Origin of the sequence: Sphingomonas sp. IW22, from assembly GCF_041321155.1 — a bacterium.
Classification (GTDB): Bacteria; Pseudomonadota; Alphaproteobacteria; order Sphingomonadales; family Sphingomonadaceae; genus Sphingomonas.
In genome coordinates this window covers 15141-41102 of the sequence record NZ_JBGGWB010000010.1, presented here as the reverse complement: position 1 = coordinate 41102, position 25962 = coordinate 15141, and the positions used below count along the sequence as shown (strand labels likewise).

The following is a 25962-nucleotide window of genomic DNA, read 5'->3' as shown; positions in this document are numbered from 1 at the left end:
CTCGCACTAGCTTGCCTCTATCACGGAAGGGTTTTCATGTCATTGCACTAATTCGAACCAAGGGTCACTGAGCCGGAACCCGAGCGGGATCGGTCGCGCCCGTTCCAGGCGAACCCGACCGCAATGGCGACCGCCATCAGGAGTTGCGCCAGCACCGATTGCCAAGTGGGAAACACGCCGAGCATCGACAGCCGTGGCACGTCCGCGAGCGGTGCGATGTTGATAAGGCCGGCTTCCTGGAGCGCGGCGACGCCTTTACCCGCCAGCACGACGGTCAGGACCGCCATGAGCCAGGAGCTATAGCGGAAGAACTGCGCGATCGGCAGCTTGCGACTGTAGCGAAGCATGGCCCAAGCGATCAGGCTGAGCAGTCCAATCGCCGACCCGGCCCCCGCGAGAAGCATCCCGTTGTCACCTTGCGCCGAAAGCGCGGCATAGAACAGGATCGTCTCGAAGACCTCGCGATAAACTACGACGAACGCCAGCCCGAACAGGAACCAGCCCGACCCGCCCGAGAGCGCCCGCGACATCTTCTCGCGAATATAGCGCTGCCACTGATCGGCCTGCGCCTTGCCGTGCATCCAAATCCCGACCGAGAGCAGCACGACCGCGGCGAACAGCGAGCCAAACCCTTCCGTCAGCTCCCGGCTCGCACCGCTGATCCCGATCGCATAGGTGGCGACCGCCCAGGTGATCCCGCCCGCGATGATCGCGCTGACCCAGCCGCCATGCACGTACCGCAGCGCCTCGCCGCGCTCGGCTTTACGCAGGAACGCGATCATGGCGACAACGATGAGCAGGGCTTCGAGCCCTTCACGCAGCAGGATCGTGAACGCGCCCAGGAACGTGGACGCTTCGGTGGCGGCATCAGGCGCGAGCGCCGCTTCCGCATCGTCGAAAAGGCCGCCCAGTACTGCGACCTTCTCCGCGAGATCATCGGGCGACGCGCCCCGGTCGATCGAGGCGCGGAACTCCCCCATCGCGCCCTCGATTCGACCCATCAGCGTCGCGTCGCGCGCGGTGAGTGTTGGCTCGATCGGCTCGAACCCATCGAGATAGGCCGACAGCGCCAGCTCTTTCGCCATGCGCGCATCGCCGCGCCGCGCAGCCGCCACGCTTTCGGCGAGTTTGGCGCGGGCGACCGCGAGCGAGCCGGGAGCCTGTTGTATCACCTGTTCGGGATGACGACGCAGGAACGCGAGCACTGGGTCAGCCTTGGCGTCGCCGATCGCCGCGCCGAGCGCGGCCGGGGTGAGCGCGACCAGGGTTTTCAGGTCCGGAATGCGCCGGCGAAGGGTCGGGTCGGATTTCCAAAGCCGCTCGCCTTCGCGCGCCTGCGCATCCGTGAAGGCGAAGCTCCCGGCTCGGAATGCTAACGCCCAGCGCTGATCGTTGGGCAGATCGGCGAAGCTCTGCATCGCGGTCCCGTCGATGCCTTGCGTCACCACCTGATAGAGCGCGAACACGCTGCGCTGGCGCGCGCGCTCGGCATCGGTGAAAGCAATCGGGGGCGTAGCGAGCTTGGCGGCGTCAGGGCCACGGCCGTTGCCCGTCATCCCGTGGCAGGACGCGCAGGATTGTCGGAACAGGGCATCGCTGGAGACGAGGTTCGGAGCCTTATCGGGCGCGAGCGGCACCGGGTAGGCGCGCAACAGATCGGCCGCGAGCCCGTGCGCCAATGTTGCCACCTGTTCAGTCGGTCCCTTTTCCGCGATCACCGCCTGGAGGTTGGCAGCCCGCTGGATGAGGGCTTGACGCTCCGGCTTCGCCGGCAGGCCCTGAAGCCGTGTCGAGACCGACGCGGCGAACTCCGTCATCTCGGCATATTCCGACGTGCTCTTGATCCGACCGTTGGCGACCGCGCCGCCATAATCGACGGCCATATAGTCGAGCAGCCGCCATGCGGTTTGCACGTCGCCGGGTTCGGCGATTGCCGCAGCAGGGATCAGCAGCGCCGCGAGCGCGGAGAGCAGCCGCAACGAGAGCATTGCCCGGATCAACGCGAGCAGACGCACTACCGCTCTCCCAATTCGCGCCGAGCGCCAGTGACGATTTCATAAGCGGAGTGGAGGAACAGGAGGGCGATGAGGCCGGCGACGGCGAGGTCCGGCCAGGCGCTTCCTGTCCACGCCACCAGACCGGCCGCGGCGATCACCGCCACGTTGGCGAGCGCGTCGTTGCGGCTGAACAGCCAGATCGCGCGAACATTGGCGTCCCCTTCCCGGAAACGCGCAAGCACCAAGGCGGACACGACATTGATCGCGAGCGCGACAACGCCGATTGTGCCCATCAGTTCGGCATCGGGCGCGGTTGCGTTCAGGGCGCGCCAAATCGCGAAACCGATTACGCCCACGCCAAGCGCACCGAGAAACAACCCCTGCGTCAGCGCGACCTTTGCCCTCGCCCGTGCGGACCAGGCAAGCGCGAGAAGACCGATAAGGCTGATCGACCCGTCCCCGAGAAAATCGAGGGAATCCGCTTTCAGCGCTTGGCTATCGGCGATGAACCCGCCGAACAGCTCGGCGACTCCGAAGCCGAGGTTGAGCACCACGACGGTCAGCAGCGCACGGCGATAGGCCGGATCGGTTTGCGCGCGCGCGGGCTCCCCGTGGCACCCGCAGCTTTCGGTAGAAGCATTCATGCGGCCTTCCTTACCACCTCCAGTCGCTGTAGAAGCAAGCGAAATGTGCGACACGTTCGCATAAGCAAGGATGGCATGATGAAGCCGGTGATGATTGGGCAGCTCGCCAGCGAGACCTCGACGAAGGTGACGACGATCCGCTTTTATGAGTCGATCGGGTTGCTCCGATCCGCCCCTCGCACGGCGTCGGGTCGCAGAACCTACGATGCCAGTGACATTGAGCGTTTGCACTTCATCCGCAACGGTCGCCGGCTTGGCTTCTCCGTCGACGAGATCCGTTCGTTGATGGGGCTGGCGCAGAACCCGGACCAGGATTGTGGTGCCGCCTCAGCTATCGCTGCTCAGCACCTCAAGGATGTGGAGGAGAGACTGGCGCAACTCGCGGTGTTGCGGGATGAGTTGGCAATGCTCAGCCAGAGCTGCACCAAGGCGCGCATGGCCGATTGTCGGATCATGAAGGCGATCGGCAAAGGCCACCCTCAAGCCGATCAATAATAATCGGCCAGCCTGAGCTCGCGCACATCACCCGAGGCCATCGTCAGCTTTACGAGGGTGCCAGCAGGCCGGGAGCGCACTTGCCAGAGCTCCCCACGCGTATAGTTCGCATCGATCGAATGGCCGTTCACCGCCACGATCCGGTCGCCGACCGCCCAGCCAGCCTTTTCCGCGGGACTGTTCGCCGCCACATGAACAACGGTGAGCGCCGTTGGTGAGGCTGCGAGGCCAAGGCCGCTACGGTCCTTCAGCATCGGCAGGCGACGACGAGGACCGAGTGGCCGGAGCCACACGAATCCGGCGGTCACGTCGAACACCACGTCGAATTGAGCGATCAGCGGTAGGCCGACATTGCCAACCGTGCTGGTGGAGAGCCAAGCTCTCATCCCGAGTGTGGGGACGTTCGAGACGCCAAGCCCTTCGATGTTGATGTTCTGGATCGTGAAAGCATCGTTGATACGCACACCATCGACGCCGCCGATCGCCGCGGTCGAGACGAGCTTCCCGTTCAACAGCCCTTGATCGCGGGCATAGGCCGACGAGAGCATCAGCGCGGCCGAGCTGCCAAGATCGATCATCAAGGGCACGGGAGGCAAACCCGAGACGGAAGCTCGAATGAACAGCTCCTGCTTGGCACCGCGCCCGAGCGCGACAGCGCGCCAGTCGGGACCGGCGAGAAACGTGCCTGACTTGACGACCGCCATACGCCTTTTCGCGAAATCGAGCGCGATGCAGCTACCCGTGAACATATCGGCACCGAGGAGGATATCGATCGGTCGTCCGAAGGCCGCCGACACTGAACTCAGATCACCAACGACGGCAAAGGGTAAGCGACGGGTTTCGCGGGCGAGCTGTACGTCGATGTCGCGGACCAGCAGCACCGGGGCCTTGGCGCTCAGCCCGCTAATCATGCGCCGCTCACCATCGTTCAAGCCGAGCTTCGCCGCGAGCGCCGTGCTCATGATCGACGCGCCGCTGCCACTGTCGAGCACCGCCCGCACCGGCACTCCGCGCACTTGTGCCGAAACAAGGAGGGTATCACCCGTGCCGACTTCCAGCGGCTCCCATTCGAGGTGAGCCGCACCGAAGTTCCACGAGCCCGCAGACCGGGAAGTCTGTCGCGCGAGCGTTGGAGAACCGAGCACCAAGCCGGTTCCACAGGCCACCAGCCGCGCCACTAATGAGCGTCGAGACATACCGATTGCTTCAACACGGGCCGTCAAAAAGCCACCTCCAGCCCCCCGTCCGCAGGAGAGCAAATTGCGGTTACATGCTCCAGCCACTGGAGGAGCAAGTGCTTTTGGTGCGCCCGAAAATCCTCAGAAGCGCTTGGAGAACTTTAGATGAAGGATGGTGCAGACCGCTTAGATGCCTTCCCGATAACGAACGGTTCCGGGGGACGCTGGGCCGATCGGGACCGCGAACGGTGTAAACGCTCGCGCTAAGTGGCGGCATTCTGATCGCGCTATTTGTCGGCGAGCGTCGCTACGCGGCTACCGGCTTGGTCTCGGCCGATCGCACATAGGCGTAGAGTTTTGGCTTGGAGATGCCGAGCATCGAGCAAATCTTGGCGATCGGCATCGTGTTCTCGTGGTAGAGCCTGACGGGCAGGTCGCGCTTTTCCTTGCCGAGTGCGGCCGGCCGGCCACCCTTCTTGCCGCGAGCGCGGGCTGCGGTGAGACCGGCCTGGGTCCGCTCGCGGATCAGGTTGCGCTCGAACTCCGCCAATGCCCCGAACAGGTGGAAGGTAAGCTTGCCCGACGTGGTGGTCGTGTCGATCGCCTCGTGCAGGCTCAGCAGCCCGACCTTTTCCTCGTCGAGGTAGGTCATCCATCCGATCAGATCACGGAGCGAGCGGCCGAGCCTGTCGAGGCGCCAGACCACCAGTGTGTCGCCGGCGCGAAGCAGCTCCTTCACCTTTTCCAATCCAGGGCGAGCGGCAGTCGCCCCGGAGGCCTTGTCGGTGATGACCTTCTCGCAGCCGGCAGCCTTCAGCGCATCACGCTGGAGGTCCAGGTTCTGCTCGGCGGTCGATACGCGGGCGTAACCGATTTTCATGCGTAGGGCCGGTGGCGCCCCGATCGGGCGCGGTTTGGGAAGAAAGTCGTCATCGGCAGGTCTATGTTGCCCTAGTTTTCTTTACCGGGTAGATTTACGTCGAACAGGCCGGTTTGGCAACGCGAGCGGACTCGCATGGCGATGGGCAGGCAAATCTCCGTTTTCCTTACCTGCGACACGGACCGTCGGCGGTGACGCATCCGGCGCTTGTCCCGCCGCTGGCGATCGAGCGCTACCGCGTCCTTGAACCGCACCTCGCCGATGGCATCCCGCTCGCGGACCTCGCCCGCACCGGCACGCTGAGCGAGCGGACGTTGCAGCGCTGGCTCGGGCGCTACCGTGCCGAAGGACTTGCCGGTCTCGCGCGTCTGCCGCGCAACGATCGGGGCAGGCTGCACCTGCCGGAACATCTGGTCGAACTGACCCGCACTCTCGCCACCAAGCGCCCGCGACCCCCGGTCGCCGCCATTCACCGAAAGGTGCAGGAACTCGCCATCGCGCATGGACACCGAACCCCCAGCTATGCGGCCGTCGCGCGTGTCGTCAGGGCGATACCGGCAAGCCAGATCGCCGCAGCCTCCGATCCGGCCGTCTACCGCGACCAGCACGAGCTAGTGCATCGGCGCGAAGCCGCGACCTCGAACGAGATGTGGCAGGCCGATCATACCGTTCTCGACATTCTCGTGCTCGATGATGCCGGAACCCCGGTGCGTCCTTGGCTGACCGTCATCGTTGACGATCACAGCCGAGCCATCGCCGGTTACTTCCTCAGCCTCGATGCCCCCAGTGCCCTCAACACGGCGCTCGCCTTGCGGCAGGCGATCTGGCGCAAGCCCAATCCCGAATGGATCGTCAGCGGCATTCCCGAACAGCTTTACGTCGACAACGGCTCGGATTTCATCTCCGAGCATATCGAGCAGGCGTGCATCGCCCTCAAAATCCGCCTCATCCATTCGCTGCCGGGGCGTCCTCGCGGGCGCGGCAAGATCGAGCGGCTGTTCCGCACCATCAACGACATGTTCCTGCCCGACCTGCCCGGCCACCTGATCGCGGGCAAGCCGCTGTCGGCGCCAGTGCTCACGCTCGACGAGCTGCGCGCCCGCTTCGAGGCGTTCGTGTGCGGCGTCTATCATCGTCGCCCGCATGGCAGCACCGGCGAACCGCCGATCACGCGCTGGCAGAAGGGCGGGTTCCTGCCCGCAATGCCCGACAGCCTTGAACAGCTCGACATGCTGCTCGTGCACGTGCCCAAGCCCCGTAAAGTGCTGCGCGACGGCATCCGTCTGATGGGCAGGCGCTATGTCGAACCCACGCTCGCGGCCTTCGTCGGCGAGCAGGTCGAGGCGGTCTATGACCCCCGCGACCTGACCGAGATCCACGTCTACCACCAGGGCCGGTTCGTCTGCCGTGCGCTCAGCTCCGAGCACGCTGGGCACCCGTCGTTGCGCGCGATCCAGCGCGCCCGGCGCGGCGCGAAGGAGCGCGACAAGCAGGTGCCTGCCCCCACGGAGACCTTCGATGGCGACCAAGAGGATACGGCTTCCCGGCCCACCACCTACCGAGGGCTCCGGCTCTACGCCGCTGACGATTGAGTTCCTGGTCGAGCAGCCGTTCCTGGCGACCCGCGAACATGCCCGGTTCGTCGAGTTTGCCGAAGCCTGCGCGCACTACCGCTATATCGGCGTGTGTCATGGCCGGCCGGGCGTCGGAAAGACGCGATCGGCGCGCGAGTTTTCCAGCTTCCCCGACCTGGGGGAATATGCCGCGCTCCGTCCCATTGCCGCGCTCCTTGGCGAAAAGGTCGCTCGCTGCCGCGCCGTCTTCTACACCGTGTCGGTCAGCAACACGCCCAAGACGATCGACGCGGTGTTGGGCCTCAACCTCATTAAGCTGGGCTATGCCCGGCTGACGGTCGCGGGCGGCTCGCAGGACGAAATCACCCATGACGCCGCCCGCATCGCCTGCCCCCTCGTCATCGTCGACGAGGCCGACCGCCTGACCATAAAGTCGCTCGAACATCTCCGCGACATGGCCGATCGCCACGGCTTCGGGCTGATCCTGATGGGTATGCCGGGCTTGGAGAAGCGCCTCGCCCGCTATGCCCAGCTCTACTCGCGGATCGGCTTCGTCCACGAGTTCAAACCGCTTACCGAGACCGAAATGCGGCTGCTGCTCGCGACCCACGCCGGCGATTTCGGGATCAGCTTCGACCCGGCCCAACTCGACGCGATCGAAGCGCAGGCAGCCGTGATCCGCATCACGCGCGGCAACTTCCGGCTCATGGAGCGCCTGTTCGCGCAGATGCGGCGGATCATGACCCTCAACCGCGTCGAGGAGGTCACCGCTGACATCGTTCAGGCCGCGCGCGATTGCCTCGTCATCGGACCCGGCAACTGACAAATAGCGCGATCAGAACGCCGCCATTTAGCGCGAGCGTTTACACGCTTCGGGCGCGATCGGCGCGATCCTCCCGCAATCGAGGGTTTCCAAGAGATAGCACATTCATTTGTAAACAGCGGAAGAGCCGTGCCGACCGGTGTCGCCCGGCTCCTCTATTTCTAACGCCGCGGCGTCCGCTCAGTGGCGCGCTCGGCCTGCAAACAGAGTTGCCAAGGAATTTGAACAGCGGGACGCGTGGATTGTCGGCTGCGTAGCCAGCTGCGAGCGATTGGACGCAATGGAAGAGTGCGCAGTCGCGCCGAGGGGCGTGTGGCATTCGTTCACTTCAGATTGGAGGGGTGTTCGCCGGCCGTGCGTAATGGATGTGAGGACGGCGGAGGAATGACCATGGACATGGATTTAGACAGCGCGTTGCGCCGCCTTGGCGAACAACCGCTTCATCCCCGGCTCGCTGAACTGGAAGGCGAGGTCATGCGGTTGATTACGGCGGAGCGGCGCGCGGGCGCGGGAGTGACGTTGCGGTCCGGCATACTGGCAGCGCTAGGCGCAGTCGCCTTGGGAGTGGTGGGCGGCGGATTGTCGTCCACAGCGGCGACTGCGCAGGTGCCGACGCTAACACCCTTCGGGCCTGCCATGCCGCTAGCGCCTTCGACCTTGCTCGCGTTCCAGTGACGAGCGGCGCCCGGAGGGCGATGCTGATCGCCATCATCGCGTTCGTGGCGGCGGTCGCAGGCGTTTGGGCTGGACGTGAGTTATTCCCCTCCCCGCCAAGCCCGGGCGTTGAGCTTCACAGCTTGCTCCACGACGGGCTCGAGCTGGACGAAGCTCAACAGACCAAGCTCCAGATGCTGGAGTCTCACTTCACCGTTCGAAGGCGTGCCTTGGAGCTGGAACTCAGAGCCGACAACGCCCGGCTCGCCGCCGCCATCGAGGCCGAACATGGTAACGGGCCGCAGGTCGCGGCCGCCGTCGATCGTTCGCACGGCGCGATGGGTGAGCTCCAGAAGGAGACGTTGAACCATATGTTCGCGATGCGGCAGATCCTGCGGCCCGACCAGGCGAGGACGTTTGACCGCGCGGTGGTGAAGGCGCTGACCGCAGACGCGCGGTGAGCCTTGATCTCGCGGCCTGCACGGACGGCGAACTCGCCGCCTTGACGCTCGGCGGACGTCAGGCTGCGTTCGCTGAGATCATGCGGCGGCACCAAAGACCGGTCTACCGCCTGATCCGCTCGCATATCGGCGACGCCGAAGAGGCGCTTGACCTCACTCAGGAATGCTTCGTGGCCGCCTTTCAGAACTTGCGAAAGTATGACGGAGATCGGCCGCTCGCTGCGTGGCTGACCCGCGTGGCGATCAACAAGAGCCGCGACTGGCACAGGCGGCGGCGCATACGCCAGATACTATCGTTCGCCTCTTCGCTGCCGCCCGACACCATGGAGAGTGAGCGGGACGAGGCGCCGGGTGCCGACGCCATCACCTTCGATCGCGCAGAGCTTGCGCGGCTTTCGCGCGCGGTGTCCGAGCTGCCGGCCACGCTCAAGGAGACGCTTTTGCTGCGGACCGTGGAGGGCTTGTCCCAGGCGGAAACCGCCGCCGCGCTGGGGATCAGCGGAAAGGCCGTGGAGACGCGGCTCCGGCGTGCGCGTGAAAGATTATCGAAAATTCTCGACTTCGCGTGAGGGGATGAGCCTATTTGCGCGTAATGAAAGATAAGGTCGGCGGCCCCCCCCCCCCGCCGCCGGCCGCAAGCATTGAACTGGAGCGAAGGAAAGGCATGAGCCGCAATCTAAACCGGCGCGACGTAATGCGCGGAACCGCCATGCTTGGCGGCACGCTGGCCATGTCGGCCTACCTGCCGGCTTGGGCGCAACCTGTGTCGCGCGGCATCGCCAGGCCCCTGCCGACCGTGTCGGGCACAAACATCGCGCTGACGATCGACAGGATGAAGCTCGTCATGGACGGGATCACGACGCCCGCGATCGGGGTAAACGGCACGGTCCCGGCACCACTCGTCCGCCTCAAAGAGGGCCAGAAGGTCCGCCTTGCGGTGACCAACAACCTCGACGAAGATAGCTCGATCCACTGGCACGGGCTCATTCTGCCGTTCCAAATGGACGGCGTACCCGGGATCAGCTTCCCCGGCATCAAGGCGCGTTCGACCTTTGTGTACGAGTTCCCGATCTTGCAGTCCGGCACCTACTGGTATCACAGCCACTCGGGCGAGCAGGAGCAGGCAGGACTCTACGGACCCATCGTGATTGATCCGGCGGGTGCCGACCCAGTCGCGTTCGACCGCGAGCATGTGATCGTCCTCTCCGACCATAGCGAAATGACGGGCGAGGAAATCTTTCGCAAGCTCAAGCAGATGGGCGGCGCCTATTTCAACTATCAACGCCCGACGCTGAGTGGGCTGCTGGCCGGCCGCGAAATGCGCCTTAAGGATCGCCTCGATTGGGGGCAGATGCGGATGGACCCGGCGGACATCGCGGACGTCACTGGTTCGACCTACACCTTCCTGGTCAATGGCTTTGGACCTTACGACAACTGGACGGGTCTCTTCCGACCGGGCGAGCGGGTTCGGCTGCGCATCGTCAATGCCGCGGCGCAGACGAACTTCAACGTGCGCATCCCTGACCTGCCGATGACGGTGGTGCAGGCCGACGGCCAGAACGTCCGGCCGGTAACCGTGGACGAATTCCAGATCGGCGTCGCGGAAACCTTCGACGTGATCGTGACGCCCGAGGACCGCGCCTACAGCTTCGTTTCCGAGGCGATCGACCGATCCGGCATGGGGCGCGCGACACTGGCCCCGCGCGAGGGCATGATCGCCCCGGTCCCGCCGCTCCGCCCACGCACGTTGCTGACCATGACCGACATGGGCATGGACATGAGCGGGATGGAGGGGATGTCCGGTATGGCGGACGAGAACCCGGTCGCAAAGCGCGGGCCGGATCCCACGTTGATGCAGAATGCCTCGCGCAACCTGTGGAAGCTCACCGGGTGGAAAGAGCCCACCGATCACGGAACGAAGGCGATAGGCGCTGCGATGGCCAGCATGGCTGGGATGGGGGGCGACCAGATGAGCGGCGCTATGCCTGGGATGGACCATAGCCAAATGGCGGCGGGCGCTGCCGGGATGGCGGGCATGGACCATGGTCAGATGAGCAGCGGCGGCATGGCCGGGATGGATCATGGGTCAGGCGGCAGCATGGACATGAACATGCGCAACCCCAAGAACGCGCCCGGCGTCAAGATGGGGCCGGGAGTGCAGACCATCTCGCCGATGCCGAAGGACCGCACGGGCGAGCCGCCGCAGGGGCTGGAGGATGCGGATCATCGCGTGCTCACCTATCGCGACCTTGTCGCGCTGGACCGCAACCCGGACGTTCGCGCCCCGTCGCGTCAGTTGGAGATCCACCTCACGGGCAATATGGAGCGCTACATGTGGGGCTTTGACGGCCAGAAGATGAGCGACCCTGCCGACCCCATCCCGTTCCGCAAGGACGAGCGCGCGCGCGTTACCCTGGTCAATGACACGATGATGCCGCACCCCATCCATTTGCACGGCCACTTCTTCGAGTTGGTGACCGGACATGGCGACTTTGGGCCTCGCAAGCACACTGTGAATGTGGCGCCAGGCGGTAAGATGACATTCGACGTAACGGCCGATGCGCCCGGCGACTGGGCGTTCCACTGCCACAATCTCTATCACATGACCGCGGGGATGATGCGTGTCGTGACGGTTCGCCCGATGGGCGAGGAGAATCGCGATGCAGCCTAAGTTCCTCCTGATCGCCGGCGGCGCGGCGCTTGGCCTCGCAACGCCGGCGGCCGCGCAGATGGACCATTCCAACATGCCCGGCATGAAGATGCCGCCGCCAAAGGCGCCAGCGGTAAAAAAGCCTGCCGCCAAGAAGCCCTCAGCGACCAAGCCCGCCGTGCACAAGGAGTCCGCGAAGCCTGCCGCCAGGTCGACACCGCGCGCGAAGGCGGGATTGGGGGCCAAGCCTGCCGCAAGTCGGTCCGCCAAGCCTCCGGTCGGTGGACCGGCTGTTGCTGATCCTCACGCCGGTCATGACATGTCCGCCATGCCCGGTATGAATATGCCTGAAGCCAAACCTGATGCCAGTTCGGGGCACGACATGTCCGCGATGCCAGGTGCGTCCGGCGGCGCCAACCCCGCTGAGCCAGGTGCTATGCAAGGCATGGACCATGGATCGATGCCGGGAATGGGCCAAAGTTCGGGCGCGATGCAAGGCATGCCGGGACACGGCATGGGAAGCATGCCCTCAGCCACGGGCGCGGCGATGATCGGCACCAACCTTCAGGCCGGCACCGCTCCGCCGCCGCCCATCCCGACCGATCGGGCCGCGGACCAGGTCTACTCTGCCGCTGCTATGGCGCATTCGCAGCAGCATCTGCGGTCGATGCACGGCGGGCAGAATTTCTCCCAGGTCATATTCAATCTGGCTGAAGTCCAGATCCGGGACGGTCGCGATGGTTACCGGTGGGACGGCAGTGCCTGGTATGGGGGTGATATCAACCGGCTGGTGCTCAAGACCGAGGGCGAAGGGAATATCGGGGGAAGTCTGGAAGCGGCGGAGGTACAGGCGCTTTATTCGCGCGCCATTGGCCCATACACCGATATACAGCTTGGCGTCCGCTACGATTTCAAGCCCAACCCCTCGCGCGTCTATGCGTCGGTCGGCTTCGAAACGCTGGCACCCGGCTTCTTCGATGTCGAGGGCGCACTGTTCCTGTCCAACAAGGGCGACCTGCTGGGGCGCCTGGAAGGTTATTACGATCAGCGGATCACGCAGCGGCTGGTTCTTCAGCCACGCGCCGAACTCAACTTCGCCGCGCAGGACGTGCCGGAAATCGGCATCGGCTCAGGCCTTTCCACGGCCGAACTCGGTCTGCGTCTCCGCTACGAGATCAGGCGCGAGTTCGCGCCCTATGTGGGCATATCGTACGACCGCAGCTTCGGGGACACAGCCCGCTTCGCGCGCGCCGAAGGCCAGGGCGCGGCGTCGACCAGCCTCGTTCTGGGCATTCGCACATGGTTCTAAGGCCAACTAGTCTTGTTGCGTTGGCCAAGGCCAAGAAGGAGAAATCGATGTTCAAGGCAGTAACGCTTCTGGCTCTGGCCGCGATGTCGGCGAGCCCCGCTTTGGCTCAGCAGGGCATGGACCACTCGAAAATGCAAGGCATGAACCACGACAACATGCCTGGCATGAACACGCCCTTCATGCCCGCCGAAATGGCGATGCATGAAAAGATGATGAAGGCCAAGGGCGCTAATGCGAGCGAGACGTGGGTCCGCAAGATGATCGAGCATCACCGCGGTGCGATCGCCATGTCGCAGATCGTTCTCCGGGAGTCGCCCGATGCGAAGACCCGGCAAATGGCTCAGAAATCGATTGCCGAGCAGAACAAGAGCATCGGTGAACTCCAGGCGATGCTCCGGTCGATGGGCAAGCGTCCTCAGTAATAAGCCTCATTCCTCCCGCCCCCAGCGAGCAACGGGAGGAATGACCAAGGAGATTTTTCCATGAAGTCAGCGTTGCGATTTGCGCTTACTGCCGCAGCCTTGTTGGTTCCGGTTGCCGCCAGCGCGGCTACCCCGATCGTTATGCACCGCGACCCCGGCTGCGGCTGTTGCGCCAAGTGGGCGGCGCAGGTGCAGCAGCAGCTCGGCCGGCAGGTGCGCGTCGTCGATGATTCTAACCGCCCGGCGCTGCAGAAGCGCGCGGGCGTTCCCGCGGACCTCTCGTCCTGCCACACCGCGATCGCCGATGGCATGGCTTTCGAGGGCCACGTGCCGATCGCCGACATGAAGCGGGCTCTTGCGACCCGGCCCAAGGGCGTGCGGGGCCTGGCGGTCGGCGGTATGCCGCTCGGCTCGCCGGGAATGGAAGTGCCGGGCGTCAAGGCGCAGGCCTATGACGTGGTCGCCTTCGGCACCGGCGGACGCCGCTTGTTCGCCCGCCACGGCAGCTGATCGGCGATTTTGCTGGTTAGGGCCGGCAGGACGCGCCTGCCGCTGCCAGCGTGACTCCTCCATCCAGTTCGCGTCGAAGCAGACGAAAAGTCTCACGGAAAGAGCTAATGGGCGGGTGAGGGGAGAAGGCCGGGCGTGCGTAAACGGGAATGGATGAACACGGATCAAGGGGTCAGGTGATGGGCGGCAAACGAGGCGGGACCTTCGCTATACTTCTTGCGGTTGCAATATCAGTCAGCACGTCGGCATCGGCGCACGAAGATCACAATGCGCTCGGGGCGGGTCCCGGGCCGGTCGCTAACAGCGCAGCCGAGACGCAGAAAGCAGATGGGGCGGACGCTGGCGACGGCCACATGGGCATGGGCTCTATGTCGACTGTGGACATGAACATGGGTGGCCGCGACATCGCCGGCGACGACATGGACATGGGCGGCATGCACGAGGAGACCGCCAACAAGAACAAGAGTTTCGGCGAACGGCTTGTGAGCTGGCTGGGCCGGCTGCACACCATGGTCATTCATTTTCCCATCGCCATGTTCATCGGCGCGTTCGGGTTAGAGCTGTTCGGGTTATGGCGCCGCAACCGGGACTATCAGCATGTCGCACACATAATGCTGGTGGTCGGCGCGCTGGGAGCGATCGCAGCGGCGTTCCTGGGCTGGTTCGCAGGCGGGTTCTACCTGACCGACCGCAACCCTATCCTGATGACGCATCGCTGGCTCGGAACATCGATCGCGGTCTTCGGCGTCGTGCTGGCTTGGATGGCAGCCCGCCACCGCAAGGGTCCCGAGCGGTCGCGGTCGTTGTATTGGGTGGTGCTTGGCCTGATGACGCTCGCGATCTCAATTCAGGGGTTCCTCGGCGGAACCTTCATGCATGGCGGAATAAACCACTTGGCGTTCTGAGGGGCCCGACGCTTAGTAGCCGCTCGCGTGTTGGCGCGGTTCGAAGGAGAATGCGGCAGCGCCGACCTTCGTGCCGTAGGATGCCGCCAGCGATCCCGGCTCCGCTCGGGCGTGTCGAGGAACCCCGACCCTGATAATAGCACACTGTCTCGATGCACTCGCGCGCGAGCCACGGGATCGTGGTACGGGATCATCGAACGGAGAAAGGCCGTGTCGCCGATCGTCGTGTGGATACGAATAAGCGCGAAGCAGCCGAAGAAGATGACAAGCGAGCCGGCGATCAGCGCTTTGTTGGCGGTGTTCGCTCGTCGCACCGCCAGTGGCTCCCGCTACGTCGGCGGTACGCTCCGAGCGGAATACAGCCCGGCGAGGGCGGATGACAATCCACTGTCGCGGTCGCGCAACAGGTTATGAATTGCGGTCGCAGCGATCGCCGCTTGTCCGGCTGCGACGCTGATCTGATCGAGCCCTTCCACGACGTCGCCGACTGCGTAGAGACCCTTAACCGAGGTTTGTTGGTGGGCATTGGTTAGCACGCACCCGGATTCGCTGAGCTGTGCTCCGAGCAAAGAGGCAAGCCGCGTCCGAGGTGATGAGCCGAGTGCGGGGTAAAGCGTGTCGAATTGTAGCTCCAGGCCATTGGCCAGCCTCACCTCGACACACTCGCCAAGACGCAACTGCCCGACAGGCGAGGGGGCGACATCAATGCCCTGCTGGTCCAGCTTGGCAAGTTCGGTCGGCCCAAGATCGAGCGAGCGTTCGGCCAGAAGCGTGACCTTGGCCCCATAAGCCCTCAGGAATTCGGCTTCTTCAGCACCATGACCATCGCCGCCGAGCACCGCCACGTTCATGCGCCGGGCCTCATAACCATCGCAGATCGGGCAATAGCGGAGAAGCCCACGCGCCACGCCGATGTCATGCATCGCATCAGGCATCTCGGGACGCCGGTTGACGACGCCCGTCGCAAGGACAACGGTCCGCGCATACAGGACGTTCAGTTCGCAGCTTGCCGAGAAGTGGTCGCCTGACGCGACGATTGCGTCAATCTCACCTCTCTGGACCGTACCGCCATATTCGCGCAGCTGAGCCTGCAAACGGGCAAGAAACGTGACGCCGGAAATGCCGCCGGGAAATCCTGGCAGGTTGTGCGAGCGCGGGATGGACGCGGCGCGCCCTGCCGCCGCATCGTAGACGACGCAGCTCCTGAGAAACCGCGACAGATAGATCGCGGTCATGAGGCCCGCTGGACCACCGCCCACTATCAGACAGTCGATGACCTCCTCAGGATCTCCAGTCCAGCCCTGATCGGTCAACCGCAACCTCATCATTACCCCGCGCATGCGCCTATCAGGCCCTCGGCCACAGTTGGTTTAAGGGGAGACGCAGTGAAAAAGCGCTCCATGCTCCCTTCTGAATACGCGCTGCCACCGCCGACCCCTCATCGAGAGCGGTGCGTCGGCACGAAAAAAGATCGTGAGGGGTGACCCGTCCAGCTGCGTAATACAGGTGAGCCCAATTGAAATGGAGATTACCTAAATGCGCCGCTTGTTCATCACGACTGCCGCCGCCGCCCTGTTCTTCGTAGGCGGCGTGGCGAACGCGCATCCGAAGCTGGTGTCCGCCAGTCCCGCTGCCAACGCGGCGGTCGCGACCCCCGAGAAGATCAGCCTCCAGTTCAGCGAGAAGCTCGTGCCGGCTTTCTCCAAGGCCGACCTTACCATGGCCGCGATGCCTGGCATGGCGGCCATGAAAATGCCCAGCAGCGCCGCAGTCGGCGCCGATGGCCGGACGCTCACCATCACCCCGAAGCAGCGTCTCCCGCGTGGACGCTACAGCGTCGACTGGCAGGTCGTCTCTGGCGACACACATAAAATCACCGGCAGCTACAATTTCACGGTGAAGTGAGCGAATGCTCGACTGGCCGACCGTCGCCATCCGCTTGGCGTTGTACCTGGTCCTGGCGGCGCTGTTCGGCCTGTCGGCCTTCAGCCTCTACGGCCTTCGCCTTGGCGAGCGCGATGATGCAATCGCGCTGCGGCCTTGGCTCACGGCAAGCGCGGCGCTCGGGTTGCTTCTCTCGGCCGCTGGCCTGATCCTCATGGCCTCGGCGATGGCCGGATCTCCGTTCTGGCCGATCGATCAGGCTGCTGCGGCCGCGCTGCTCGGAGGGTCGGCGGTTGGCACCGCCTGGAAGGTGCGTATGGTGGCGCTCGTCATCGCCGGCGGTGCAGCCCTGCTGGCGCGAGGCAGAGCATCATGGCTGGCTATGGCCATGATTGCGGCAGCCGCGGCATTGGCGACACTCGCGTGGAACGGGCATGGTGCCGCGAGCGAGGGAAGCACGGGATGGCTTCACCTCACTGCGGACATCCTCCATCTCCTTGCTGCCGGTCTGTGGGTCGGGGCGCTGTTCGGATTGCTTCTCCTGATGGCGCGGCGCGCCGAGGAGATCGATGCTGCGCACCTTCGGCTGACCCATCGCGCCCTGCACGGGTTTGGCTCCGTTGGTACGCTCGTTGTTGTTACCCTGGTGGTAACTGGTTTGATCAATAGTTGGCTGCTCGTCGGGCCGACCAATTTTATGGCTCTGGGAACGACACTTTACGGCCTGTTGCTGCTCGCCAAGCTAGCCCTGTTCGCCGGGATGCTGGGGCTCGCTTCGCTCAATCGGTTTCGCCTCACGCCGGCCTTTGAGCGCTCGATTGCCATGAACGACCATGGCGGGGCGCTTACGGCGCTGCGGGTCAGCCTTGCGGTCGAGACAGCCTGCGTGATCGGCATCCTGGCGCTCGTGGCATGGCTAGGCACCCTCGCGCCACCCGCGTCGGGCATGTAAGCGCTATGGACCAACCGTCCACGCAAGCGCCGCTCAGGCCTTCCACCTTCTTTTACCCACTTACGCGGCTTAACCCTCGCCTCCCAAGACACCCCCCGCTTGGACTGAGCTTACGTGTCCGACGCCCTAAGTCGCCCACAGGCGCTTGCGGGAAGGCCGCGTCGCGCTGCAAAGCTGGGCGTGCGAGAGGGTTGGTCCGGGTGGGCCTGTCAGTGTTTTCAGAGATGAATGAACAAGGGTGGCAAAGTCATGACCGATGGCAAACGCAGTGAAGCCGGCAGCGGCCAGGGTGGCGAAGTCGTCCTCATCACGGGCGCGAGCGGCTTCATCGCGGCCGCGTTGATCGCCAAGCTTAGCGAGCGCTATAGGGTCGTCGGCCTCGATCGCGCTGGTCCTCCCGATCCGCCGCCGCCCGCCGCAGCAGTCGACTTCGATCTCGGCTCTGACGAGGCAGTGCGCGCTGCACTTGATGAGGTTCGTGCCCGCTATGGCAACCGCATCGCCTCGGTGATCCATCTCGCCGCCTATTACGATATTACGGGCGATGCCAATCCGCTTTATGACAAGGTCACCGTGCAGGGCACCCGCCGGCTGATTGACGGGCTGCAATCGTTCGAAGTCGGACAATTCGTCTTCGCCAGCACGATGCTCGTTCATAAGCCGACCCCCACACCCTACGAGCGCATCAACGAGGACTCGCCGATCGGCGCGTCCTGGGCCTATCCGCAGTCCAAGGTCGACGCCGAGACATTGCTGCATGAGCGCCACGGAAACATCCCCGTCGTTTATATGCGCGCCGCCGGAGTTTACGACGACGACGGACGCTCGGCTTTTCTCGCGCAGCAGATATCGCAGATTTACGAGCACCGCCTGATCTCGCACTTTTATCCCGGCATGCTGTGTGCGGCGCAGTCATCGGTGCACCGCGACGACTTGGCTGACGCCGTGCTGCGTCTGGTCGATCGGCGGCACGAACTGCCGTCAGAACTGCCGCTGCTCATCGGCGAGCCCGACGCACCCGGCTATGCCGAGATCCAGGACATCGTCGGCGAGGCGCTCCACGGCGAGGGCTGGAAGACGATCCGGATTCCGCAGCCGCTCGCGAAAGCCGGGATCATCCTGCAGAACGAAGCGCTCGGCAGCGACGACTTCATCCAGCCCTGGATGATCGACAGCAGCAACGACCACTATATCCTCGATATTTCACGCGCCCGCTTGCTGCTCGGTTGGGAACCGAAGCATCGCCTCCGGGACACGCTGCCGACGATCGTCGCCGCGCTGAAGCGCCACCCGCGGGCCTGGTATCGGAACAACAAGCTTAACGAGAATCTGGTTGCCTGGCACGATAAGCTAAAGGCCGAACCTGTAGCGCCGGGCCAACAACCCGCAGCGGCAGGCGGTGGAATGGCCGGTATGGATCACGGGGCTGCGGACCATAGCAGCATGGACCATGCTGCCATGGGGCACCGACTTGGCGCGGCGGACATGGCGATGACCGGTCACGGTGCACACGGCGATCACATGGCCATAATGGACCGCGACGAGCGCCGTGCGCGCTGGGCTCTTTACGCAAACATCGGTCTTGGGCTGTGGCTCGCCTCCAGCCCGCTTATCTACGACTCCGTGACCACTCACAGTGTCGGCGAGGCGGCGCGCTTCGTAACTATTGATCGCGGGCTGCCGTCGATCGAGTGGCGGGCGAACGCGCTGGCCATCAGCGATGTCGTCAGCGGCCTCGCCATCGTGCTGTTCGGCGCGCTGTCGCTCGTTCCGCGCACCAAGACATGGGCGCAGTGGGCGGTCGCGTTCGTCGGCATCTGGCTGTTCTTCGCCCCGCTGATCTTCTGGAGCCCGAGCGCCGCTCAGTACAACAACAACCTGCTCATCGGCTCGGCCGTGATCGCCCTGTCGGTGCTCGTGCCGATGATGCCGGGCATGAGCATGGCGGGCATGATGGACCCCAAGAACATCCCGCCCGGCTGGACCTATTCGCCATCCACCGACGCACAGCGGCTGCCGATCGTCGCCATGGGTCTGATCGGCCTTCTCACCTCGCGCATCCTCACCGCCTACCAACTGGGGCATATTGACGGCGTTTGGGAGCCGTTTTTCGCCGGCTCCCTGAGCGATCCACGCAACGGCACCGAGGAGATCATCACCTCGGACATGTCCAAGGCCTGGCCGATTCCCGATGGTGGGCTCGGCACGGTCAGCTATGTCCTCGAGATCCTGATGGCGGTAATGGGCACCCGCGACCGCTGGCGGACCATGCCGTGGATGGTGACCTTCTTCGGCATCCTTGTCATCCCGCTCGGCGTCATCAGCATCTATTTCATCATCAGTCAGCCCATCGTCATCGGCACGTGGAGCACGCTGGCGCTGATCGCCGCGCTCGCCATGCTGATCATGATCCCGTTCGCGCTCGACGAGGTGATTGCGATGGGTCAGTTCCTTCTCTGGGCGCGCCGGCAAGGCAAACCGCTGATCCGCACCTTCTTCCAAGGCGACGCGATCGCGGCCGGCGGAGAGGACACCTCGGACGCGATGGCCTCGCCAAGCACCTTCTGGGCGGACGCGAAGAAGGGTCTGACCCTGCCATGGACGCTGACTGCGAGCATCGTCATCGGCGTCCTGCTGATGCTCACCCGGGTATTGTTCGGCACGGAAGGCGGGATGGCGAACAGCGATCACGTTGTGGGTGCGCTGGTCATCACGGTCGCGATCATCGCCACAGCGGAGGTTGCCCGCGTGCTGCGGCTGATCAATGTCGCGTTCGGAGCCTGGCTCGTGGCCGCGCCTTTCCTCCTGGACGGCGTTGGTCACCTTGGTGCCGTGGCCTCGGTCGTAGCGGGCATTGCGCTCGTCGGCCTCAGCTTTCCAAGGGGGAAGCGCAGCGCCGAGCATTATGCAGGCTGGGACAAGTACGTGATCTGAAAGTATCCTCGATCACTGCTGGCTCCATTGCGGACCTTGATCGCGCATCGCACCGTCTCGCGTGCCTTCGTCGCCGCTTTCTTGCGTCGTTCAATCGGGACCGGTTCACGGTCACGATCTGTCGCCGGCGACGATCGCCCGTTGACGCGGCGATGTTCATCATCGGCTGCCTTGGTGATCGCGCCCTCCGCCCAATACTGCTAATGAGAGCTGTTCGCATAGTGCGCGACGAGTAAAGCTTGGAGACGATCACCCATATGCCGTCACTTCGGGTCGCGCTGATTAAGCCTGCACTCGCGCTGGTCGCGTCGCTTATGCTGCTGTTGATTCCCGCTGCGGCGACGGCCGATCCCGGCGACGTGCAAACCGCTTGGCGTCTGCTCGATTATATGGCGGTCGATTATGGCGGTGCGGTCGCCAACGGCGCGGTCACAAGTGCGTCCGAATACGCGGAGATGACGGAGTTCGCCGCAGGCGTGTCCACCCGCCTGCGCGCGCTCCCTGCGACACCTGAGCGGCAATCCCTGATCCAACGGGCTTCGCAGCTCCAAGGCGTGATTGCCCGCAAGGGCTCGGCCCAACAGGTCGCGGCGCTCGCCTACGGGCTCGCCGCCGATCTGCTCAAGGCCTATCCGGTTCCGCTCGCCCCGGACAAGACACCGGACATCTCCACAGCAGGAGCGGTTTTTCGACAATCCTGCGCGTCCTGCCACGGCATGACAGGCAACGGGCACGGTCCCGACGCCGCCAAGCTCGACCCGCCACCGATCGCCTTTACTGATGCCGAGCGAGCGCGCCAGCGCAGCGTGTTCGCGCTCTATCAGGTGATAAGCCAAGGCATCGACGGAACCGCGATGCAGAGCTTCGTCGATCTGTCTAGCGATCAGCGCTGGGCGCTCGCGTTCCGCTCCGGCAGCTTCGCCTCCACCGACGCACAAGCGGTCGAGGGTGAGCGGCTGTGGAAGTCGGACGCGAGCTTGCGGGCACGAATTCCCGACCTGAAAACCCTGGTCGCGCTCACCCCCGCCGCGCTTGCGGGCAGCATCGGGCAGGTGAAAGCCGACGCGGTGCTCGCCTATCTGCGTCGCCACCCCGATCAGGTGATGCAACAAGCCCCAAGCCCGCTCGCCGTGGCGCGCGCCAAGCTTGCGCAAAGCCTCGCCGCGTTCCAGCGCGGCGACCGGCGCGCTGCAAAGGAACTGGCGCTGTCCGCCTACCTCGACGGGTTCGAGCCGATCGAACCGACGCTCTCGGCGCGCGACCCGAACCTCATGTCCCGGATCGAAGGCGCGATGGGAGAATATCGCGCCGCTGTGGAGAGCAGCACGTCAGCCGATGACGTGACCGAACGAGTGGCAGTGCTGGGCGGCCTGTTCGATGATGCCGAGGCCGCGCTCGCGCCCGACGCCGCGACGCAGGCGTCCACCTTCTTGGGAGCCTTCACGATCCTGCTGCGCGAAGGGCTGGAAGCTCTCTTGATCGTGGTGGCCATGATTGCGTTCCTCCGCAAAGCGGAGCGGCCGGAAGCCATGCGCTATGTGCATGGTGGCTGGGTCGGCGCGCTCGTCGCCGGCGGGATTACCTGGGCGGTTGCCACCTATGCGATCGGTATAAGCGGCGCGAGCCGGGAACTGACGGAAGGGTTCGGCTCGCTGTTCGCGGCCGTGGTCCTGCTCTCGGTCGGAATCTGGATGCACGGCAAGGCACAAGCTGATCAATGGCAACGCTATATCCGCGAGAAAATGTCACGGGCGCTATCGGGCGGGTCGGGATGGTTCCTGTTCGGGCTCGCATTCCTGGTTGTCTATCGGGAGGTATTCGAGACGATCCTTTTCTACGCCGCGCTCTCGACACAGGGGAACACCGCGATGCTGCTGGCCGGGGCCGGCGCAGCGATCAGCCTTCTCGCCGTCATCGCCTGGGCAATGCTCCGCTACAGCCGGACGCTGCCGATTACGCAGTTCTTCCGCTACAGCTCATGGCTGATGGCCGCTCTGACGGTCGTGCTGGCCGGTAAGGGAGTCGCTGCTCTCCAAGAGGCGGGGATCATCGACATAGCGCCGCTCGCCAGCGTGCCACGTATCTCGATGTTGGGCCTGTTCCCGACATTTCAGTCGGTGCTGGCACAACTCCTGATGCTTGCCGCGATCATGATCGGGTTCGCCTGGAACCGCCGCGCCAAGCCGCGGACGGGCGGGCCGCTAGCCTAGCGGCAGGGCAGGTGACGCCCCTCTCTAAAGCGTTGCTGCCAACCCTGACCGTGCATCGCACCGTCTCACGCGCCTTGGCTCGCAATGTAACGGGAGGGCGGCGGGGAAAGCGCCGCCCTCGGGCCATTTACGCGGCCATCTTGTCGCAAGCGTCGGCGCACTTGCGACACGCGGCGACGCAATCCTCCATGCCGTCCAGCCCTTCGCAGCTCGACGCGCACGCCCGGCAAATCTCGGCGCACTCGCGGCAGATATGCCGGTGGTGCTCGGACTTGCGCGCCATGAAGTCGATCGCGACACTGCAAATCTGAGCACAGTCCAGCATCAGCTTCATGTGCTGAGGCTCGGCGTGTCGCCCGCCCGCCTCCAGGCAGTGATTCATCGCCATGTGAAGGCAGGTGATGTGGCATTCATGGCAGGCGTCCATGCACGCCTTCATCTCGGGATCGATCTGATGCATTGTCTTTCCTTCCATATGCGCCCCCCTCCCCTTGTATATACGCGGTTCTTGGCGCTTTCCCTCGCCGGGGTCGGGACTTCACCGTCCTTGCGGCTCGGACCATGGTCCAAGGTCAACCCTTTTCTTTAACGCAACGCAGACTCACATGTTCCACTCCGATCGCAAGATCGTCCAGGATCGGGCAATCCGGTCGATCTCCGCCCGCGCAGCGACGCGCCAGATCTTCGAGCGACTTGCGCATCGCTCGGAGCTCGTGCTCCTTGCGCTCCATCTCCGCGGCTCGTGCAAGCGCGAGGGCCTTGACCTCACCACTCGCCCGATCGCCGTCCTGCCACAGCGCGACGAGCTGGCCGATCTCCGAAATTGGAAAGCCCAGATCGCGTGCGCGGCCGATGAAGCGCAACATGTGGACTTCGCGTTCGTCATAGTCGCGGTAGCCGGAATCACGCCGCGTGGCCTTCGGAATGAGGCCGATCGCCTCATAATGGCGGATCATCCGCTGGCTGACGCCCGAAGCTTTGGCCGCCTGTCCTATATTCACGTATCGCCTCCTCAAGCCGCTGTCGGACGCCAACGGCGAAGCGTCAGAGCATTGGCGACGACGCTGACACTCGACAGCGCCATCGCCGCGCCGGCGATCACCGGGCTTAGATACCCGAACGCTGCCAGCGGGATGCCGACCAGGTTGTAGATGAACGCCCAGAACAGCCCCTGGCGGATCTTGGAATATGTCCGTTTGGAGATGTCGATCGCGTCCGCGACCAGGCGCGGATCGCCCCGCATCAGCGTGATGCCCGCTGCGTGCATCGCAACGTCTGTTCCGGTTGACATGGCGATGCCGACATCTGCTGCAGCGAGGGCAGGGGCGTCGTTGACGCCGTCCCCGACCATCGCGACCGTGCGGTCCCCGCCCCGCAATGCTGCTACCGCATCCGACTTTCCTTCCGGCAGGACATTGGCAACGAAATCGTCGATGCCGAGCTTGGCCGCCGCTGCGCGGGCGCTTCCCGCATTGTCTCCGGTCAGCATCACGCTGCGTATGCCACGGCCATGCAGCGCCGCCACGGCAGCAGCGGCGGAAGCCTTGACCTCGTCGCCGAACGCCAGAAGGCCGAGAAGGCGGCGTTCGGGCGCGCGTTCCGCGACCCAGGAGACCGTCCGTCCCTCGGCTTCCAGCCTGGCCGCCTCACTCGCCAGCGGTGTCATCACGATAGCTTCGTCGTCCATCAAGCGCGTGCTGCCGAGGATCAGGTTGCGGCCGTTGACGTCTGCAGCAACCCCGCGGCCGGGCAGGCCGCGCATCCCGTTGGCGCGGGCGGGTTCGACGCCTTCCGAGCTGGCCCACGCCAAGACGGCCCGGGCGAGCGGATGCTCGCTTCCAGCCTGAAGCGCCGCGGCGAGCGCGATCAGCTCGGCGCGTTCGGCCCCCTCGGCCGGCAGTGCGGCCAGCAGCGAGGGCTTGCCCTCGGTCAGCGTGCCGGTCTTGTCGAACGCGACGATGTTGATGCGGTGCGCGGTCTCCAGCGCCTCCGCGTCCTTGATGAGGACACCGGCCCGCGCGGCAACGCCCGTGCCGGCCATGATCGCGGTCGGCGTGGCCAGGCCGAGCGCGCACGGACAGGCGATGACGAGCACCGCGACCGCGTTCAGGATCGCGACTTCCACTCCGGCGCCGGCGATCAGCCAGCCGGCGAGGGTCAGCGCGGCTATGACGAGGACGATTGGCACGAACACGGCGCTGACCTTGTCGACGAGCCGCTGGATCGGAGCCTTGGCGCCCTGCGCGCTTTCGACAAGGCGCACGATGCGAGCGAGGGTGGTCTCAGCCCCCACCGCCGTCGTCTCGACCAGGATGAGGCCGTCCGCGTTGATCGATCCGCCGGTCACTGGGTCTCCAGCGGCCTTGGCGACCGGAAGGCTCTCTCCGGTGAGCATGGATTCATCGACATGGGTTGCTCCCTCGATCAGTCGTCCATCGACGGGGATGCGCTCGCCGGGCCGGACGCGGACGCGGTCACCCGAGCGCACCTCCGCCAGGGCAATCTCTCGTTCGCTGCCGTCGGTGCCGACAACGCGAGCCTGGTCGGGCCGCAGCGCCATCAGCGCGCGGATCGCCTCTCCGGTCTGACGCTTGGCGCGGCCTTCGAGCCATTTGCCGAGCAGGATAAGGGTGATGACGACGGCCGAAGCCTCGAAGTAATAATGCGCATCCATGCCGTGCATCGGCGCGAACAGCAGCTGGTAGAGGCTGAGCCCGTAGGCGGCCGATGTGCCGATCGCGACCAACAGGTCCATGTTGCCGGTTCGGGCGCGCGCGGCCTTCCAACCCGCGCGATAGAAGCGCGCGCCCAGCCAGAACTGCACGGGCGTCGCGAGCAGCAGCTGGATCCAGCCCGGCACCGCCACCTCGATACCGAACGGGGCCAGCAGCATCGGAACGACCAGCGGCAGCGACAGCGCCGCGGCGATCAGCACGTGGCGGAGCTCTCTTGTTGCGGCTGCGTCGCGGCGGGCGTCCTCGGCGCTTCGTTCCGCCTCCGCCGATCCGGTGCGCGCGAATGCGGTGTAACCAGCGCTTTCGACGGCCTCGACCAAGACATAAGTGGGGACGCCACCCACCGTTTCGATCCGCGCCGTCTCGGCTGCCAGGTTGACACTCGCGGAGCGGACGCCGGGCACTTTCAGCAGCGCCTTCTCGACCCGGCCGACACATGAGGCGCAGGTCATGCCCGTGATCGTCAACTCGGTCGTTTGCGTCAACGGGGTGTAGCCCGCCGCAAGAACCGCATCGGCTACGGCAGCGACATCGGATCGTCCATCGACGAACTCGACGTTCGCGCGCTCCGTCGCGAGATTGACCGAGACGCCGGCGACGCCCGGCACCCCGGCGATGGCGCGCTCCACCCGCCCGACACACGTCGCGCAGGTCATGCCATCGATGGCCAGCGACAGCCTGTCTTCGCTTCTCGCCTGTGTCTGCATTGGCAGCTGCGCCGGGGCGCTCATGGTCGTCTCCACTA

The 25962-nt window shown here is 64.8% G+C and carries 23 protein-coding genes and 1 pseudogene; 15 read left to right on the top strand and 9 right to left on the bottom strand.

Annotated elements, in window-relative coordinates; translation table 11 throughout:
* Positions 1–47: 47 nt before the first annotated feature.
* The gene (locus tag ACAX61_RS18595) at positions 48–2015 is read right to left on the bottom strand and encodes a cytochrome c/FTR1 family iron permease (protein ID WP_004212871.1); all 1968 of its coding nucleotides are present in this window, start codon (positions 2013–2015) and stop codon (positions 48–50) included.
* Positions 2015–2641: a cation efflux transmembrane domain-containing protein gene (locus tag ACAX61_RS18590; protein WP_004212870.1), complete on the bottom strand. Its 627-nt coding sequence runs from the start codon at positions 2639–2641 to the stop codon at positions 2015–2017. The genes ACAX61_RS18595 and ACAX61_RS18590 overlap by 1 nt, the downstream gene beginning before the upstream one ends.
* A 75-nt stretch (positions 2642–2716) precedes the next feature.
* Between ACAX61_RS18590 and ACAX61_RS18585 the strand changes: the two genes are divergently transcribed.
* Positions 2717–3136, top strand: coding sequence for a MerR family transcriptional regulator (locus ACAX61_RS18585; RefSeq protein ID WP_007406847.1), 420 nt, complete (start codon positions 2717–2719; stop codon positions 3134–3136).
* Here ACAX61_RS18585 and ACAX61_RS18580 read toward each other — a convergent pair.
* Together ACAX61_RS18580 and ACAX61_RS18575 are read right to left on the bottom strand one after the other, a co-directional pair.
* Positions 3130–4332 carry an aspartyl protease family protein gene (locus ACAX61_RS18580; protein ID WP_013039112.1) on the bottom strand — a complete coding sequence of 401 codons (1203 nt, stop codon included), beginning with the start codon at positions 4330–4332 and terminating at the stop codon, positions 3130–3132. The two genes, ACAX61_RS18585 and ACAX61_RS18580, sit on opposite strands and share 7 nt — an antisense overlap.
* A 289-nt stretch (positions 4333–4621) precedes the next feature.
* Positions 4622–5194 (bottom strand): recombinase family protein, encoded by a 573-nt coding sequence (locus ACAX61_RS18575; protein WP_021224432.1) that lies wholly within the window; start codon positions 5192–5194, stop codon positions 4622–4624.
* Between the two features lie 191 nt (positions 5195–5385).
* Here ACAX61_RS18575 and ACAX61_RS18570 point away from each other — a divergent pair, with 191 nt between their 5' ends.
* The 10 genes from ACAX61_RS18570 (at position 5386) to ACAX61_RS18525 (ending at position 14502) form a co-directional block, all read left to right on the top strand.
* Complete coding sequence (locus tag ACAX61_RS18570) at positions 5386–6786, top strand: TnsB C-terminal domain-containing protein (protein WP_004212864.1); 1401 nt, start codon at positions 5386–5388, stop codon at positions 6784–6786.
* Complete coding sequence (locus ACAX61_RS18565) at positions 6713–7591, top strand: AAA family ATPase (protein WP_009824028.1); 879 nt, start codon at positions 6713–6715, stop codon at positions 7589–7591. The genes ACAX61_RS18570 and ACAX61_RS18565 overlap by 74 nt, the downstream gene beginning before the upstream one ends.
* 384 nt (positions 7592–7975) lie before the next feature.
* Positions 7976–8266, top strand: coding sequence for a hypothetical protein (locus ACAX61_RS18560; RefSeq protein WP_275504768.1), 291 nt, complete (start codon positions 7976–7978; stop codon positions 8264–8266).
* Positions 8267–8286: 20 nt separating this feature from the next.
* Entirely contained in the window at positions 8287–8706 is a 420-nt protein-coding gene (locus ACAX61_RS18555; protein ID WP_093068545.1) for a periplasmic heavy metal sensor, read from the top strand.
* Complete coding sequence (locus tag ACAX61_RS18550; protein WP_007407015.1) at positions 8703–9275, top strand: RNA polymerase sigma factor; 573 nt, start codon at positions 8703–8705, stop codon at positions 9273–9275. Before ACAX61_RS18555 ends, ACAX61_RS18550 begins: the two co-directional genes overlap by 4 nt.
* A gap of 95 nt (positions 9276–9370) precedes the next feature.
* Positions 9371–11377: a copper resistance system multicopper oxidase gene (locus ACAX61_RS18545; protein WP_251652549.1), complete on the top strand. Its 2007-nt coding sequence runs from the start codon at positions 9371–9373 to the stop codon at positions 11375–11377.
* Positions 11367–12665: a copper resistance protein B gene (locus ACAX61_RS18540; protein WP_066706730.1), complete on the top strand. Its 1299-nt coding sequence runs from the start codon at positions 11367–11369 to the stop codon at positions 12663–12665. Before ACAX61_RS18545 ends, ACAX61_RS18540 begins: the two co-directional genes overlap by 11 nt.
* A gap of 20 nt (positions 12666–12685) precedes the next feature.
* Positions 12686–13087 (top strand): DUF305 domain-containing protein, encoded by a 402-nt coding sequence (locus ACAX61_RS18535; protein ID WP_495779466.1) that lies wholly within the window; start codon positions 12686–12688, stop codon positions 13085–13087.
* 60 nt (positions 13088–13147) lie between these two features.
* Positions 13148–13597, top strand: coding sequence for a DUF411 domain-containing protein (locus tag ACAX61_RS18530; protein WP_004212951.1), 450 nt, complete (start codon positions 13148–13150; stop codon positions 13595–13597).
* 179 nt (positions 13598–13776) lie between these two features.
* Entirely contained in the window at positions 13777–14502 is a 726-nt protein-coding gene (locus tag ACAX61_RS18525) for a DUF2231 domain-containing protein (RefSeq protein WP_205499320.1), read from the top strand.
* Positions 14503–14681: 179 nt separating this feature from the next.
* Here ACAX61_RS18525 and ACAX61_RS18520 read toward each other — a convergent pair.
* Together ACAX61_RS18520 and ACAX61_RS18515 are read right to left on the bottom strand one after the other, a co-directional pair.
* A pseudogene (locus tag ACAX61_RS18520) lies at positions 14682–14798 on the bottom strand (DUF305 domain-containing protein); the annotation flags it as partial.
* Positions 14799–14831: 33 nt separating this feature from the next.
* Positions 14832–15827 carry an NAD(P)/FAD-dependent oxidoreductase gene (locus ACAX61_RS18515; protein WP_314375488.1) on the bottom strand — a complete coding sequence of 332 codons (996 nt, stop codon included), beginning with the start codon at positions 15825–15827 and terminating at the stop codon, positions 14832–14834.
* A gap of 211 nt (positions 15828–16038) precedes the next feature.
* On the opposite strand from ACAX61_RS18515, the gene copC reads away from it, so the two are divergent.
* The 4 genes from copC to ACAX61_RS18495 all read left to right on the top strand — a co-directional run bounded on the left by copC (position 16039) and on the right by ACAX61_RS18495 (position 22482).
* The gene (gene copC, locus ACAX61_RS18510) at positions 16039–16407 is read left to right on the top strand and encodes a copper homeostasis periplasmic binding protein CopC (RefSeq protein WP_007407009.1); all 369 of its coding nucleotides are present in this window, start codon (positions 16039–16041) and stop codon (positions 16405–16407) included.
* 4 nt (positions 16408–16411) lie between these two features.
* Positions 16412–17338 carry a copper homeostasis membrane protein CopD gene (copD, locus tag ACAX61_RS18505; RefSeq protein ID WP_066706733.1) on the top strand — a complete coding sequence of 309 codons (927 nt, stop codon included), beginning with the start codon at positions 16412–16414 and terminating at the stop codon, positions 17336–17338.
* A 228-nt stretch (positions 17339–17566) separates the two neighbouring features.
* The gene (locus ACAX61_RS18500; protein ID WP_370716115.1) at positions 17567–20272 is read left to right on the top strand and encodes a vitamin K epoxide reductase family protein; all 2706 of its coding nucleotides are present in this window, start codon (positions 17567–17569) and stop codon (positions 20270–20272) included.
* 257 nt (positions 20273–20529) lie between these two features.
* Complete coding sequence (locus tag ACAX61_RS18495; protein ID WP_046407128.1) at positions 20530–22482, top strand: cytochrome c/FTR1 family iron permease; 1953 nt, start codon at positions 20530–20532, stop codon at positions 22480–22482.
* Between the two features lie 127 nt (positions 22483–22609).
* Here the strand turns inward: ACAX61_RS18495 and ACAX61_RS18490 are convergent, their stop codons facing one another.
* The 3 genes from ACAX61_RS18490 to ACAX61_RS18480 all read right to left on the bottom strand — a co-directional run bounded on the left by ACAX61_RS18490 (position 22610) and on the right by ACAX61_RS18480 (position 25948).
* Positions 22610–22942 carry a four-helix bundle copper-binding protein gene (locus ACAX61_RS18490; protein WP_046985870.1) on the bottom strand — a complete coding sequence of 111 codons (333 nt, stop codon included), beginning with the start codon at positions 22940–22942 and terminating at the stop codon, positions 22610–22612.
* Between the two features lie 112 nt (positions 22943–23054).
* A complete protein-coding gene (gene cueR, locus ACAX61_RS18485; RefSeq protein WP_079247197.1) occupies positions 23055–23483 on the bottom strand; it encodes a Cu(I)-responsive transcriptional regulator in 429 nt (142 codons plus the stop codon).
* A gap of 11 nt (positions 23484–23494) precedes the next feature.
* Complete coding sequence (locus tag ACAX61_RS18480) at positions 23495–25948, bottom strand: heavy metal translocating P-type ATPase (protein WP_269430554.1); 2454 nt, start codon at positions 25946–25948, stop codon at positions 23495–23497.
* Between the last annotated feature and the right edge of the window lie 14 nt (positions 25949–25962).